Below are 14,544 nucleotides of genomic sequence, written 5' to 3' on the forward strand. Positions count from 1 at the left end.
TCTGGCGATCGCTTGCTGCTTAATAATTTTCTTAAGGTCTATTCCGTAAAAGTACTAATACTCGAGTTGTAATGCCTAGATGTTACAACATTTGATCAAATATTCTGCCAAGATTTACAAGAGCGATCGCGAATCTAAATTTCATCTAGTCATCTACTAGTATAAGATGAATTTTCAATCTAGGCGAGATGCCTATCCCAGAAGCTGAAAAAATATCTCTGTGATATTGCAAGTCCTAGCGAGCAGCTTGATATCGAAAAATTACAACATTCACCAAATATAAATGCCCTCAAAGAGAATTACAGGCAATCTCTGAGGGCGTGAGGTTATATGTATAGCTCAAAGTAGTTTTTGCACCCCGTTAACAAAGAGGAGGTTTAAGTGGTAGAGGTTTATTGATTAAGCTTTCTGAGCAGATTCCGCTTTTTTCCGCTTCATCCACGTACCAAAGCCAATAGCCAGCAATGAGCCACCAATTGTCATTGGTTCGGGAACGGGTGCTGTAACGTCACCTTCAAAAGAGGTTGCTTTACCAAAAGGGTTGCGGCGGGTAATATCCCATCCTCCAAGACCTGCGGGAGAATTACTGAAGATGGAGAAATTGAGGAAGCTAGATAAGCTACCAACACCACCACTTACATCTTTTAGCACTTTAAAACTAACATAGTCAGGGTCTATACTGTCTACTGCTAAGTAACTTGGAGTATCAACAGTTGCTTTAAATACACCCACCAATCCTGACAGAGAGAATGATGAATTACTCTTGATAAATTCAACACCACCTTGGTTTATGGAATCAAACTGGATACCGTAATTGTATGCGTTCCCCGTTTGACCTTTGAATACAACACTTGCGGCTTCAGCGGGTCTAGCACTAACAGCAGCAACAGACAAGACAACACTAGTAGCGGCAATACTCAGCTTTTTAGCTAATTTCATCCGCAAATTCTCCTTTAATTATTGTATAACTACGTAAGTACAAGCTCGTAAGAGATGACAAGTACAATGTATTAGCATTTACTTTTATACGGAAGCAGAAAAAGTAGTTTTGAATAAAACTTTATATTTTTGGAGGGTTTTGTAAATTTCGGGTAAATGTATATTTTTTGAATAAAAAAAATCCGGATAGTTTAAAATCCGAATTTTTATAGTTATATAAGCACTTGAGTAAGATAGTGGGAATCCTGAATAGCTAATTACAGAGCTTGGTGTAACCCCGTGAGCTAACTTAGTGCAATTCTCTTGAGGTTGGTGTCAACATCACTATTTGCTGTTTCAGAAGCTTTCTCACTCCCTCTAACTCTAGCTGTACAGCAGATAGTATTTGCGCCACCGTAGAATTACCATCACAGCGCTGTAGAAATTCCAACTCTTCTGCCGATAAATTAACTATTTGGTAATCATAGTTAAATATACATTGGCTGGGAAAGCCATCTATACAAGGATTAAGTTCGGGAATTGCTTGCAATAGGGAATTATCTTCTGACCAATCAGCTTTCGTGATGGGGGGACGACCTAGGAAAAATTCGTAATGGGTGACTTCTGGATCGAGTAATTCTATTAAGCGGTAGATTTGGCGATCGCTTAAATTTTTGGCTCGCTCCATCAAATCAGGTGCTTTGGCTAAAAGTCTGTCTAATTGCCAGAAACCAGGATTGGAGAAACCGATAAACTCTAAGCCAGAAGCGTCAATTAATTCAAATAGCGTCTCAATGTTGTAATCAATCTCTTGGGGATGAACATACATATCAGCGAAGTTTTCATCCCGATGATTTTCTAATGACCAGCGCTCTTTTTCCCGTTTGGCAATCCGGTTATTTTCTGGTAAAGAAGCAAATATTTGCCGCCCAACTTGTACCCCATCACGGTAATCGCCACGTTTTTCACCTTGGAGGAGAGCGATCGCTTTTTGCATCAGTTGAATTTCCCAGCGTCCCAACTCACCATACACAAAAATGTGCATCAACCCACCTGGGGCTAACTTTTTGGCTAAGGCTTGAATACCACGAATGGGGTCAGGGGTATGATGCAAAACGCCAACACAATTAATTAAATCAAACTCACCTGGTAGCTGTTCTACATCGAATAAACTCAAGTGATGAAACTCTACACGGTTAGCACCAGAACGTTGACAACGTTCTTTTGCTACTGCCAATGTCCCAGCACTCAGGTCAATGCCGACGACTTGTGCTTGGGGGTTAAGATGCACCAAGTATTCTGTTCCCACCCCAGAGCCACATCCTGCATCTAAAATCCGAATATTCTGCTTTTGTGGCTTCTGTCTGGTGCAAAAATTGTAAGCTGCTAGCCAATTCCAACGCCAATTGTACCCAGGCGGAGCTTCATCAAGCAGTGGTTCTGGCGGAAATGGATAGGTATCGTAGAGTTTGGCAACAGCAGTACTAACGGTTTGAGGATCTGACATTTTTGAAGCGACAATGCAGCAATTCTGAGTTTATCGAATGCTGGACATTTATGGTATAGCTGGTGACGAAAGAGGCAGGGGAGCAGGGAGCAGGGGGAGATGAGGACAAATAACAAACACCCAATTACCAAATCCAAAATCTAAAATCTGAAATCTAAAATTCTTTGTTTCTAATCGCAAATCTTTTTAAATAGGCAAATCTTTGCTGTAGGTTTTTGTAAACCATTAGTTACAAAACTTAATCTTAATCTCAGATAACTAAGAGTACTGGCTATGGAATTTATAACTTTGATGCGTCAGATTCTACATACTTCTTAATAAATCAACAGGTAAGCCGCAAAACGTTCTAATCTAAAAGCTGACTGGGTTAATTTACTGGCAGTTTTGAAGGCGGTACTCTTAAGGCATGACCACCGATGTGTCAAGCCTCAAAGCGACCCAGACTTAACACATAAATGCTTATGATGGGAGTTTTACAAATCCGATGAGTGTTAAGGCAAGTGGTGGAAGCTCAGTTGCGCGTCCGCAACTATATCAAACCCTAGCAGTAGCAACAATTACCCAAGCGGAACAACAAGACCGCTTTTTGGGAACTGGCGAACTGAACGAACTGGCAACCTATTTTGCATCTGGTGCAAAGCGTCTAGAAATTGCCCAGACGCTCACGGAAAATTCCGAGATTATTGTATCTCGGGCTGCCAACCGAATTTTCGTTGGTGGTTCGCCAATGTCTTTCTTGGAAAAGCCAAGAGAAGCAGAATTGGCAATGGCTACTGTTGCTCCTGGGAATGTGCAAGAAGGCATGAAACTAGGAACCGTCACCTACGTTGAAAGTCGGGGTGGATTCCTGGAAAATTTACGCTCTATCTTTAACAGTTCTCCCAGTGGCCCAACACCTCCAGGTTTTAGACCGATCAACGTTGCTCGTTATGGCCCTAGCAACATGGCCAAGAGTCTGCGGGACTTGTCCTGGTTCTTGCGCTATGCTACCTATGCGATCGTGGCAGGTGACCCCAATATCATCGCTGTGAATACACGCGGTTTGCGGGAAATTATTGAAAATGCTTGTTCTGGTGAAGCAACAATTGTGGCTTTACAAGAAATCAAAGCAGCATCATTATCTTTCTTCCGTCAGGATGCTAAGGCTACAGAGATTGTGTCTCAATACATGGATGTATTGCTGACAGAATTTAAAGCAGCAACACCTTCCAATAAACTGCGTCAACGTCCTTCTGGAGACCAACAAGGTTTACAACTGCCTCAAATTTACTTTGAAGCAGCAGAACGGCGGCCCAAGTTTGTGATGAAGCCTGGGTTATCCGCATCAGAAAAAAATGAAGTCATCAAAGCTGCATATCGGCAAATCTTTGAGCGCGATATTACTCGTGCTTACAGCTTGTCTGTATCTGACCTAGAATCTAAGGTGAAGAACGGCGACATCTCTATGAAAGAGTTTGTCCGTCGTCTAGCCAAATCTCCTCTTTACCAAAAACAGTTTTACCAGCCTTTTATTAATAGCCGAGTAATTGAACTAGCTTTCCGTCATATTTTGGGACGGGGGCCAAGTAGCCGGGAAGAAGTACAAAAATACTTCTCGATTATTTCTAACGGTGGTCTGCCAGCTTTAGTAGATGCTTTGGTGGATTCGCCAGAATACAGTGACTACTTTGGTGAAGAGACAGTACCTTACCTGCGTGGTTTGGGTCAAGAGGCACAAGAATGTCGTAACTGGGGGCCGCAGCAAGACCTGTTTAACTACAGTGCGCCTTTCCGCAAAGTACCTCAGTTTATTACCACATTCGCTGCTTATGATCGCCCACTCCCCGATCAGCATCCCTATGGTTCTGGTAACGACCCACTAGAAATTCAGTTTGGGGCGATTTTCCCGAAAGAAACCCGCAATCCCAACACCAGCCCTGCACCTTTTAGCAAGGATACTCGGCGGATCTTAATTAACCAAGGGCCTGGTATTAATAGCCAAGTTAGCAATCCTGGTGCCAGAGGTGAGTTCCCTGGTAGCTTAGGGCCTAAAGTCTTCCGCTTGGATCAACTGCCAGGCACAATTGGCAAAAAAGCTGCTAAAGGCGCAAGCATTAAGTTCTCCGAAAGCTCTACTCAAGCAGTCATCAAAGCTGCATACTTGCAAGTTTTCGGTCGTGATGTTTACGAAGGTCAGCGCTTAAAAGTCCAAGAAATCAAGCTAGAAAACGGACAACTCTCTGTCAGAGAATTTATTCGTGCTTTAGCCAAGTCGGATGTATTCCGCAAAACCTACTGGACTTCGCTGTATGTTTGTAAAGCGATTGAATACATCCACCGCCGCTTGTTAGGTCGTCCTACCTACGGTCGTCAAGAAATCAACAAATATTTTGACATCGCCGCTAAACAAGGCTTTTATGCCGTAGTAGACGCAATTATCAACAGCGTAGAATACAGTGAAGCATTTGGTGAGGATACAGTTCCTTACGAACGCTATCTGACTCCATCTGGTGTGGCGTTGCGACAACTGCGAGTTGGCAGTATCCGCGAAGATGTCGGTGGAAAAGTCCAGAAGCAAGAAACACCATTGTTTGTAACTTTAGGTACAGTTACCGACACTCGGACAGAACCGGATATTCAATTCCGGATTAACCAAGGTGTTAGCAAGCAACGCGAACAAACCAAAGTCTTCAAGCAGGTGGCAAACATCAGCGACAAAGCTGCTGTGCAAACTTTGATCAGCGCCGCCTACCGCCAGATTTTTGAACGCGATGTTGCACCTTATATCGCGAAAAACGAGTTCTCTGCTTTAGAAAGCAAACTGAGTAACGGGGAAATCACTGTTAAGGAATTCATTGAAGGTTTGGGTTACTCTAACCTCTACATCAAAGAGTTCTACACTCCTTACCCCAACACTAAGGTAATTGAACTGGGAACTAAGCATTTCTTGGGACGCGCACCCTTAAATCAAGTAGAAATCCGCAAGTATAACCAGATTTTGGCTACTCAAGGGATTCGCGCCTTTATCGGTGCTTTAGTTAACAGTGCGGAGTATGGCGAGGTATTTGGTGAAGATACAGTACCTTATCGTCGCTTCCCCACCCTACCTGCGGCTAACTTCCCGAACACTGAAAAGCTGTACAACCAGCTGACTAAGCAAAATGATGATTTGGTAGTACCAAGCTTTAAGACAGTACAACCACGCCTGACTTTGGCAGGAACATCATCTTCGGGACGTAATGGTTTTACTGACCTGGGTCGTTCTTCTACTAGCGCTCAGGGACAATTGGGCGAAACAGCAAATCGTTGCAAACCTGCACGCATTTATCGTCTGAGTGGTACAAACCAAGCGGAAACCCAATTGGTGATCAATGCCATTTACTCTCAGGTATTAGATTTATTTAGCAGTGATATACCTGCTAATTACCGCTTAAACGCACTAGAAGCCAAACTGCAAGCTGGAGAAATCTCGGTACGTGAGTTTGTCCGTGAACTAGCTAGTTCCGATGTCTATTGCGATCGCTTCTACACACCCTACCCCAGCGCTAAAGTAATTGAGTTCCTCTGCCGTCACCTGTTGGGACGCGCACCGGCTACTCAAGAGGAAATTAGCGAATACAACAAGCTGATGGCTAGCTGTGGTCTAAGAGCTGTTGTAGAGGCAATTGTTGATAGTTCAGAGTATGCCCGCTACTTTGGTGAAGATGTGGTACCTTACCCACGTTCCTCTTCCTTAGGTAACTAATACTCTCGTTTGTCAGTAATTAACACTCACAGGTCAGGAGTTCATGTCTTGGACTCTTGACCAAATTCTGTTTTGAGTACTGAGTGTTGATTTCTGGGCGTGAACCAGCACTGTTGACTTTTGACAAGAGCTTGGCAATCTTTCGTAACATTACTTTCAGATTGGAAAAAATAACGTAAATCTGAAAAGGAATATTACAAAATATTAAGAGCAGTCATAAATGCTCAACAGAATGCCGGAGAATGTTTTGCGGAAGGTAACTGATGTTTTAAATACTTGTGTGGTTGTATTGACTCAAGTAGTTTGTAATTCATAGCTGAGATATTTTGTCAAGTGCTATGTCTGAAGTAAAAACGAAAAAACACAGCTACCGTTACCCAAATTGAAAGTCGCACCAGTTTTAATTTAAATTCTGGTTTAAATCGTAGTTGGAGGAATCCATTAATGAGTATCGTCACGAAGTCCATCGTGAATGCTGATGCAGAAGCCCGCTACCTCAGCCCTGGCGAACTAGATCGGATCAAGAGCTTTGTTAGCGGTGGTGAGCGCCGTCTGCGGATTGCTCAAATTTTGACCGAAAACCGCGAGCGTTTGGTTAAGCAAGCTGGCGAACAAGTTTTCCAAAAGCGTCCTGACGTTGTATCTCCTGGTGGTAACGCTTACGGTCAAGAATTGACTGCTACCTGCTTACGCGACTTAGACTACTACTTGCGTCTAGTTACCTACGGAATCGTATCTGGCGATGTTACCCCCATCGAAGAAATCGGTGTAATCGGTGCTCGTGAAATGTACAAATCCTTGGGTACTCCTATTGAAGGTATTACCGAAGGTATCCGTGCCCTAAAGAGTGGTGCTTCCTCCTTACTGTCTGGTGAAGACGCTGCTGAAGCTGGTTCTTACTTCGACTACGTAGTTGGTGCCCTCTCCTAGGTTAAAGCTGTTTCGTGGCTTAAACCGAAGTATTGCAATACGGTTGGAAAAAAGGAATTAACAATATGGCTCAAGACGCAATTACCTCTGTCATCAACTCTGCAGACGTTCAAGGTAAATATTTGGACTCTGCTGCTTTAGATAAGCTAAAAGGCTACTTTGGAACTGGCGAACTGCGTGTACGTGCTGCTAGCACCATCAGCGCAAACGCTGCTGCAATTGTTAAAGAAGCTGTAGCTAAATCTTTGTTGTACTCTGACGTTACCCGCCCCGGTGGTAACATGTACACCACCCGTCGCTACGCTGCTTGTATCCGCGACTTAGACTACTACCTACGCTACGCTACCTACGCTATGCTAGCTGGCGATCCTTCCATCCTCGACGAGCGCGTACTCAACGGTTTGAAAGAAACCTACAACTCCTTGGGTGTTCCTGTTAGCTCCACCGTACAAGCTATCCAAGCTATCAAAGAAGTAACCGCTAGCTTGGTAGGTTCTGACGCTGGTAAAGAAATGGGCGTTTACCTAGACTACATCTCCTCTGGCTTAAGCTAAGAGTTAGTTGGCACTTAATAATTTAGGTGCGGCTTAATTGAGGTCTGGAAATCAATCATGATTGCTAGAGTGTTTATCGCTTACCTTGGTTGAAATAATCAATTATGATGAGTGTTAGTGGTCTAGTATTGATGCTTGATTTCCAGCCTTTGCAGTGATTAATTAAAGAATTGCCTTAAAAAAACACTCCCCTTTTTTTGAAATAAAAAAGTTTTCACAATTAATACAGGAGAATCTAAAATGGCCCGGTTGTTTAAAGTTACTGCTTGTGTACCCAGTCAAACCCGGATTCGCACCCAACGCGAACTACAAAATACCTACTTCACCAAGCTAGTCCCCTTTGAGAACTGGTTCCGTGAACAGCAACGCATCATGAAAATGGGTGGAAAAATCGTTAAGGTGGAACTGGCAACTGGTAAGCAAGGTACAAATACTGGGTTGCTGTAATTACTATATACCTAACATTATTGTAGGGAGTTAAAAGAGGTCGATATTGGCCTCTTTTTTGTTATTGGGTAATTGGTAATTGGTAATTGGTGTTTGTCATTATATGCATAGTTTTTACAACCACATATATCGTAGGGACACAGCAGTGCTGTGTCCTTTCCTGTAGCAATTTTCCGTAATTTGATGACTATTGGATCAATTGGAAAGAGTCAAAAAACTTTCTAATATCACTGATTTGCGGATTTTGATCGCTGACAACTAAGAGCATATACATCCGTTGGTTAACAATAAAAATTCTCCCCGTCCAAGTCATTTTTTCTTTTTCATCCCACAGCTTAATTTCTTTACCAGGGTATGCGCCTAGATTAATATTTTCCTCGCTGAGTAATTGTTTCTCATCCCCTAACATTCCTTCTAGAGCAGAATTCAATAATTCACTTGAGGAAATCTGAGTCACATCATTTTTAAAGTCAGCATAGCTAACCATATACACATCTGTGCCATGCAGACTGAGATACATTTTTGTAGACTCAACACCCTCATGCATCTCGCTTTTATCTGGTGTCATGTCTGAGATGTCACCATTTGGCATGAGAATAGAGGATTGACCTTCATCGGGAGAGAATTCTTTCCATTCTGATGCAGTTGCAATATCTTCAGTGCTAGTCTGTGCGTAGATGCCAGTTGATGTGGATAATTCGGTTAGATTGAGGTTTTGGCTGATGATTGCATCTACTTTGGGACTGTTGAATGTTAATGCTGATAGTGAAATTGAAGCAGCGAGAAATAATCTGTTGAATTTGCTGATTGTTTGTAACATGGGATTGTCTGTTTAACTCGACAATCCTAGTATCCCTAGCTGTATCTGAGTTATACCCAAAGAAAATCGCGCGATTAACGACTTTTATTTAGTATCTATATAACTTTCTAAAAATTCTGAAAATATTGGCGATATAGCTTGCAACGTATGATCACTTCGTCATTTAACAGATTTACTAAACCCAGCGCTATTAATTTATACCTGACTGCATCGCTGAATTTTCCTGGTTTATTAGTATTTATAATCTCTTTCATCGCTGCGCCTAGTTCCTGTTGCTCTGTCAAAATTAAGCTAAGATGACGCAAATGATTGCTGAAAATCCCTGATGGGGTGGATGCTGTTTCCAAAAAACGAGATAAGGTTATCTCACCACAAGCTATTTTATACAAAGCCAGACGCACTAAATAAGGATGTCCGCCAATCATATCTCGCAATTGCTCAACTTCTGTATTAGTCCATTCCAGTTGGTGACGTTGGGCTAAATCGAGGATTTGTGCGGGGGTAAATTCTGGTAATTCTATGGGTAAACCTACGTTAAATGGGGATTGGTTGATATCCATTGGTACATAGGCTTCCGTGGAATGTACTACCACTAAGCGGAGTTTTTTCCAGATTTCTTGTTGTCTTCCCTCTTGATGGAGAGAACGCAATAGTCCAAAAAAGTCTTTGTAAATTCCTGGATACTCAAATAATCTATCTACTTCTTCCAGTGCTAAGGTGAGGGGTTGATTAATTTTGGGAAGTAGATATCGCTCTAGGTAATATTTGACAGCCAGTTTACTACCAATGCGGGGAGCCAATTTCCAATGCTCGTCTAATTTTTCTAGCAGTTCGGTGGCTAATTCGAGATGATCCTTGGTCAATTCTAAGATGATGCGATCGCAAACCCAGCGTAAAAATGTACTCAAGTCGCTGAAAAATTCCTTTTCCCCTAGCTCGAAGTTCATAATTACCGTCGCGTCACCTTGATTTTTCGCTTGTTGAATAATTCGCGCTAGCAGGGACGATTTCCCCATTTTTTGGGGAGCTTTAATACAAATCAGTGCAGCAGGTTTGCTAATTTCTTCAAAACATTGCTGTTCTACGGGGGGACGCTGGACGTAAAAACTGGAATTTAGTGCTAGTTGTTCTCCGTCTGGATATTCTAGAGCGCTCATAGGTAATGGGGTGAATAAGGTGGGAATTTTTTCTTGTTTCTCTGATTCCTCTAATTCTCCTAATTCCGCAGAATTGCTATTTTCTGTGTTAGCTGTTGGCTTTCTGTAGGGGATACCAACGCTTCGCCAATCTTCTATACCCAAAGCTGCACAAATCTGGATAAATTTTTTACGGTCAACAGGTTTCTTTTGAAAAAAATTACTGACCGTACTTTGACCCATAGATTCTTTGTACTCATCATATATATACTCAGCTAACTCTGTCTGACTACCGTATTGCCCGTCGAAACGTTGTAAAACCTTTTCTTTGCATTCTTCATCGCGTAGTACTACTGAGCGTGTTGAGCGAGGCATGGCAGATGGTGACAATAGCTACGCAATTTAGCTTAAAGGAAAAGGCTTTTTGTTGTAAAGTCAAGAACAAGTCGATAGTAAGTCAATCGATACTCGATATTCTCTTGGCTTAACTCAGGTGATATAGCTGTTTAATAAAAACTCACTCGATTCAGATCCCCGACTTCTTCAAGAAGTCGGGGATCTAGGGGAGCTAGTCCTCAATATCTTTTTTATTTTTGTGGATAAATTATGACGGGAGATTATGAGTACAAGGTTGGTGGGAGTTTACCAGAAAATGCCCCCAGTTATGTATTTAGGAAAGCCGACACGGAATTTTATCAGTGGTTGAAAGCGGGGGAGTTTTGTTTTGTATTTAACTCCCGACAAATGGGTAAAACCAGTTTGCTGACTCGAACAATGAAACGATTGCAAACAGAAGGTTTTGCTTGTGCGAAGATTGATTTAACTGAAATTGGTAGTGATGAAAGCAGTCTGGAAAGCAACCTCGATCAATGGTATGCGGGTATTGCTTACATCTTGGTAAATCAACTACAAGTTTTATCTCCACCTGAAGAATTATTTATTTGGTGGGATAAACGTATTCAATTACCTCCCGTGCAGCGATTTGGTTCATTTTTGGATGAGGTAATGCTGCCAAATGTCAAGGGAAAGATTATTATTTTTATTGATGAAATCGATAGTATTTTAAGTTTAAATTTAAAATTTCGTCACTCAAATGATTTTTTTGCTCTGATTAGAAGTTGTTATGAAAAGCGTGCTTTAAATCCAGATTTTAATCGTTTGACCTTTGCTTTACTGGGTGTGGCAACTCCCAGTGATTTGATTGATGATAAAAAACGAACGCCGTTTAATATTGGTCGAGCAGTTCAACTTAATGGTTTTAAGGAAGAAGAAATCGCACCCTTAGCTGAAGGATTGAAGGTAAAAGTCAGCAACATTCAACAAGTGATGAAATGTGTTTTAAGTTGGACTGGCGGACAACCTTTTTTAACGCAGAAACTTTGTAATTTATTATTACAAGAATTATCTGTATATTCAGAATGTTACAACCCAGAGCCAAATGCTTTAGATTGGGTGGGGAAAGTTGTCAGAAAGCAAATTATTGATAACTGGGAATCTTTAGATGAACCAGAGCATTTAAGAACTATACGGAAAAGGATTGTAACTGACGATAAATTTGCTGGGAGTTTGTTGGGTTTGTATCAGCAAATTTTGCAAGAAGGAGAGATTGCTGTTGATGGTAGTCCAGAAAAAATGAGGTTGCGTTTGACTGGATTGGTAGTAGAACAAGAGGAAAATTTAAAGGTTTATAATCTTGTTTATCGGAATGTTTTTAATTTAAGTTGGGTTGAGACAGAGTTCAATAAATTGCGTCCTTATGCTGATAATTTTAACGCTTGGGTAAAAAGTCAATGTCAGGATAATTCTTATTTATTACATTCGGAAAATTTAGAAAAAGCTCGTGTTTGGGCTGATGGTAAAAGTTTGAGTGATGCTGATTATCGGTTTTTATCTGCGAGCTTAGAAGCTGAGTTAAATCAGAAGGTTGTGAAGGCAGAAACCAAACTAAATAAAGCTTTGCAGGAAGAGAGGAAAACTAATCAGCGTTTATTAAAAGCACAAAGAAATGCTAAGAAAGCTTTAGGGGAAGAGAGGAAAGCCAACCAGCGTTTGCTGGAAACACAACAAAATATTGAAAATACGCTAATAGAAGAACAGCTAGCGAATAAACGGCTAACCAAAGCTCAGAAAAGAACAAGACGAGTATTGATAGCTGGTTTATTCGGATTAATTATCATGGCAATGATAGCAGGGACATGGTTTAAGATTGCGCGAGATACAGAAATAGCAGCAGATTTAGAATTAAACGGTGCGCTTGTACAACAGCAATTTGAAAATGACCCGTTAGGAGCATTGCTAAGAGCTATGAAAATTGCTCGAAAACTACAACAGCAAGTCAGCGATGGTCGCCCTTTAGAAAAATATCCGGCTCTAAATCCCATGCTGGCTTTACGAAGTATCTTAGTTAACATTAAAGAACGTAACCAGTTTCAACATTTCGCACCTGATTTTGCACCTCGACAACTAACATTTAGTCCCAATGGTCAGTATTTTGCAACAGCAGGAGAAACAGTAGCTTTATGGAATAGTAAATGGGAAAAAATAGATGAATTTTATGGTAATAAATCTACTGAAATTGATGATAAAAAAGTAATAAGAAAATCTAAATGTTCTGGTAGTTGTACTTTTTATAGTGTGAGTTTAAGTCCTGATAGTAAGCAAATTGCAGCAGCGCAAAGTGATGGCTCAATAGTGTTATTAAACATATCTGGACAAAAGCTTGTGAAATTTAAAGAGTTTCAAACAGATTTGGATATTGCAAATAGCGTAAGTTTTAGTCCTGATGGGACGCTACTTGTTACTGCATCTCGAAAAGAACAATCTTTTATACCGTCAAAAGAGAATAAAGTATTTTTATGGAACTTGTCAGGAGAAAAGATAGCTGAATTTAAAGGTCATACTGATATTATTAATAGTGTTAGTTTTAGTCCAAATGGTCAATTGATTGCAACTGCCAGCAATGATAATACAGCACGCTTGTGGAACCTTTCTGGACAACAGCTTGCTGAGTTTAAAGGGCATGAAAGTAGAGTAAATGATATTACATTTAGCAAAAATAGTGATTTGGTTTTAACTGCTAGTAGCGATAACACAGCACGATTATGGAATTTATCTGGACAGGAAATTAAAAAATTAAAAGGAGGAATTCACAGTATATTTAGTGTAAATTTTAGCCCTGATGGTCAACAAATTGTCACTGGAGGAGGTGATGGTAAAGTTCGCTTCTGGAATTTATATGGACAACAATTAAGTGAATTAAAAGTTAGTCCAGATATTATTACCAGTACAAATTTTAGTCCCGATGGTAAGCAACTTGCCACAGCCGGAAATGATAACATGGTGAGGTTATTTGATTTATCAGGAACTAGGAAAAGAAACGAATTTGACTTACTTACAGATAGAATTATCGATTTTCGGCATAATGACAAAATTGTTGATAGTGTCACCTTTAGTCCTGATGGTGAATTCATTGCAACAACTGAAGATGGACTGATGAGGATATGGAATTTAGATGGACGAAAAATTCACGAAATTAAACCGCCTGATAATTACGCCAATGATGCAAATTTTAGTCCTGATGGTAAATTCATTGCAACAGTAGAACATGGAATAAGTCATCAAAAATTGAGTTTCTGGGATTGGACAAAACCAAGACTAACCCATTTTAAAGAAGGATTTGCATATCCTTTTGGTATTCCTCAGTCTATAAGTTTTAGCCCTGATAGCAAACTACTATTGACCCCAGGAATAGATAATACAATACAGTTGAGAGACTTATCGGGAAATGTTGTTAAGGAGTTTAAGACTGGCGGCAACTTTATAATAGGGAATATGCGTTTTAGTGCTGATGGTAAACAAATAGTCGTTCTTGGTAATAGTCTTGGTGCAGACCCAGACAAAACTAGCTTGAATATTTATGATTATGAGATAGTAAAGTTATGGAACTTATCAGGAGAAAAAGTAAGTGAATTCAAAATACCTAAAAAACAAAGAGCTATGGATATTAGTATTAATTCTGATGGTATAGTAATTGCTACTACCATCATTGATGAAGGAGACAAAGACTACGGTACAGTTTGGTTATGGAAACTATCTGGAGAGAAACTCGCTGAATTTAAACCATACCAGGGTGCAGTTAAAACAGTGCGTTTTAGTCCTAATGGCAAAATATTTGCAACATCAGGAATTGATAGCACAATCAAGTTATGGAACTTAAAGGGACAGCAAGTTGGCGAATTTAAATTAGGTCAAAATAATAGCAAATTAAAAGCAAAAGAGAATTATAATATTGTTGAAGAAAACAGACCTCGTAATTATGTTAACTGGATGAGTTTTAGTCCAGATGGCAAGAAGCTTGCTGCTGCGTGTAATGATGGGATGATACGTTTGTTTGTAGTTGATAATTTAGAAGAAATGTTAGAGCGAGGTTGTAAGTGGTTGGATGATTACCTTGCTACTCGTCCTGAAATGCGAAAAGAAATTTGCCCTGATAATAAATAGTTACTCTA

Annotated in this window: 8 protein-coding genes and 2 pseudogenes; 6 read left to right on the top strand and 4 right to left on the bottom strand. The window is 40.5% G+C overall.

Annotated elements, in window-relative coordinates; translation table 11 throughout:
* Positions 1 to 399: 399 nt before the first annotated feature.
* The gene (locus AACU25_RS10300) at positions 400 to 939 is read right to left on the bottom strand and encodes a PEP-CTERM sorting domain-containing protein (protein ID WP_096575269.1); all 540 of its coding nucleotides are present in this window, start codon (positions 937 to 939) and stop codon (positions 400 to 402) included.
* Between the two features lie 289 nt (positions 940 to 1,228).
* Positions 1,229 to 2,425, bottom strand: a complete 1,197-nt coding sequence (locus AACU25_RS10305) for a class I SAM-dependent methyltransferase (protein WP_096575271.1) — start codon at positions 2,423 to 2,425, stop codon at positions 1,229 to 1,231.
* Positions 2,426 to 2,909: 484 nt separating this feature from the next.
* Between AACU25_RS10305 and AACU25_RS10310 the strand changes: the two are divergent.
* The 5 genes and pseudogenes from AACU25_RS10310 to AACU25_RS10325 all read left to right on the top strand — a co-directional run.
* A pseudogene (locus tag AACU25_RS10310) lies at positions 2,910 to 5,603 on the top strand (phycobilisome rod-core linker polypeptide); the annotation flags it as partial.
* Positions 5,604 to 5,648: 45 nt separating this feature from the next.
* Positions 5,649 to 6,140: pseudogene (locus AACU25_RS36885) on the top strand (phycobilisome rod-core linker polypeptide); the annotation flags it as partial.
* Between the two features lie 453 nt (positions 6,141 to 6,593).
* Positions 6,594 to 7,079 (top strand): allophycocyanin subunit alpha, encoded by a 486-nt coding sequence (gene apcA / locus AACU25_RS10315; protein WP_045870449.1) that lies wholly within the window; start codon positions 6,594 to 6,596, stop codon positions 7,077 to 7,079.
* A 65-nt stretch (positions 7,080 to 7,144) separates the two neighbouring features.
* On the top strand, positions 7,145 to 7,633 hold the full coding sequence (gene apcB, locus AACU25_RS10320) for an allophycocyanin subunit beta (RefSeq protein ID WP_045870450.1): 489 nt from the start codon (positions 7,145 to 7,147) through the stop codon (positions 7,631 to 7,633).
* Positions 7,634 to 7,873: 240 nt separating this feature from the next.
* Positions 7,874 to 8,080 carry a phycobilisome linker polypeptide gene (locus tag AACU25_RS10325; RefSeq protein WP_045870451.1) on the top strand — a complete coding sequence of 69 codons (207 nt, stop codon included), beginning with the start codon at positions 7,874 to 7,876 and terminating at the stop codon, positions 8,078 to 8,080.
* Between the two features lie 187 nt (positions 8,081 to 8,267).
* Here AACU25_RS10325 and AACU25_RS10330 read toward each other — a convergent pair whose 3' ends face one another.
* Positions 8,268 to 8,900, bottom strand: a complete 633-nt coding sequence (locus AACU25_RS10330) for a hypothetical protein (RefSeq protein WP_096575275.1) — start codon at positions 8,898 to 8,900, stop codon at positions 8,268 to 8,270.
* Positions 8,901 to 9,007: 107 nt separating this feature from the next.
* Positions 9,008 to 10,411, bottom strand: coding sequence for an AAA-like domain-containing protein (locus tag AACU25_RS10335; RefSeq protein ID WP_096575277.1), 1,404 nt, complete (start codon positions 10,409 to 10,411; stop codon positions 9,008 to 9,010).
* A gap of 231 nt (positions 10,412 to 10,642) precedes the next feature.
* Between AACU25_RS10335 and AACU25_RS10340 the strand changes: the two genes are divergently transcribed.
* On the top strand, positions 10,643 to 14,536 hold the full coding sequence (locus tag AACU25_RS10340; protein WP_096575279.1) for an AAA-like domain-containing protein: 3,894 nt from the start codon (positions 10,643 to 10,645) through the stop codon (positions 14,534 to 14,536).
* The last annotated feature ends 8 nt before the right edge of the window (positions 14,537 to 14,544 follow it).

It is taken from the genome of Tolypothrix tenuis PCC 7101, from assembly GCF_963874875.1.
In the GTDB taxonomy this organism is placed as follows: domain Bacteria; phylum Cyanobacteriota; class Cyanobacteriia; order Cyanobacteriales; family Nostocaceae; genus Aulosira; species Aulosira tenue.

What these genes read in the sequence shown, in the direction of transcription:
- AACU25_RS10300 (WP_096575269.1), bottom strand. Translation starts at nt 939, where the DNA reads ATGAAATTAGCTAAAAAGCTGAGTATTGCCGCTACTAGTGTTGTCTTG.
- AACU25_RS10305 (WP_096575271.1), bottom strand. Translation starts at nt 2,425, where the DNA reads ATGTCAGATCCTCAAACCGTTAGTACTGCTGTTGCCAAACTCTACGAT.
- apcA (WP_045870449.1), top strand. Translation starts at nt 6,594, where the DNA reads ATGAGTATCGTCACGAAGTCCATCGTGAATGCTGATGCAGAAGCCCGC.
- apcB (WP_045870450.1), top strand. Translation starts at nt 7,145, where the DNA reads ATGGCTCAAGACGCAATTACCTCTGTCATCAACTCTGCAGACGTTCAA.
- AACU25_RS10325 (WP_045870451.1), top strand. Translation starts at nt 7,874, where the DNA reads ATGGCCCGGTTGTTTAAAGTTACTGCTTGTGTACCCAGTCAAACCCGG.
- AACU25_RS10330 (WP_096575275.1), bottom strand. Translation starts at nt 8,900, where the DNA reads ATGTTACAAACAATCAGCAAATTCAACAGATTATTTCTCGCTGCTTCA.
- AACU25_RS10335 (WP_096575277.1), bottom strand. Translation starts at nt 10,411, where the DNA reads ATGCCTCGCTCAACACGCTCAGTAGTACTACGCGATGAAGAATGCAAA.
- AACU25_RS10340 (WP_096575279.1), top strand. Translation starts at nt 10,643, where the DNA reads ATGACGGGAGATTATGAGTACAAGGTTGGTGGGAGTTTACCAGAAAAT.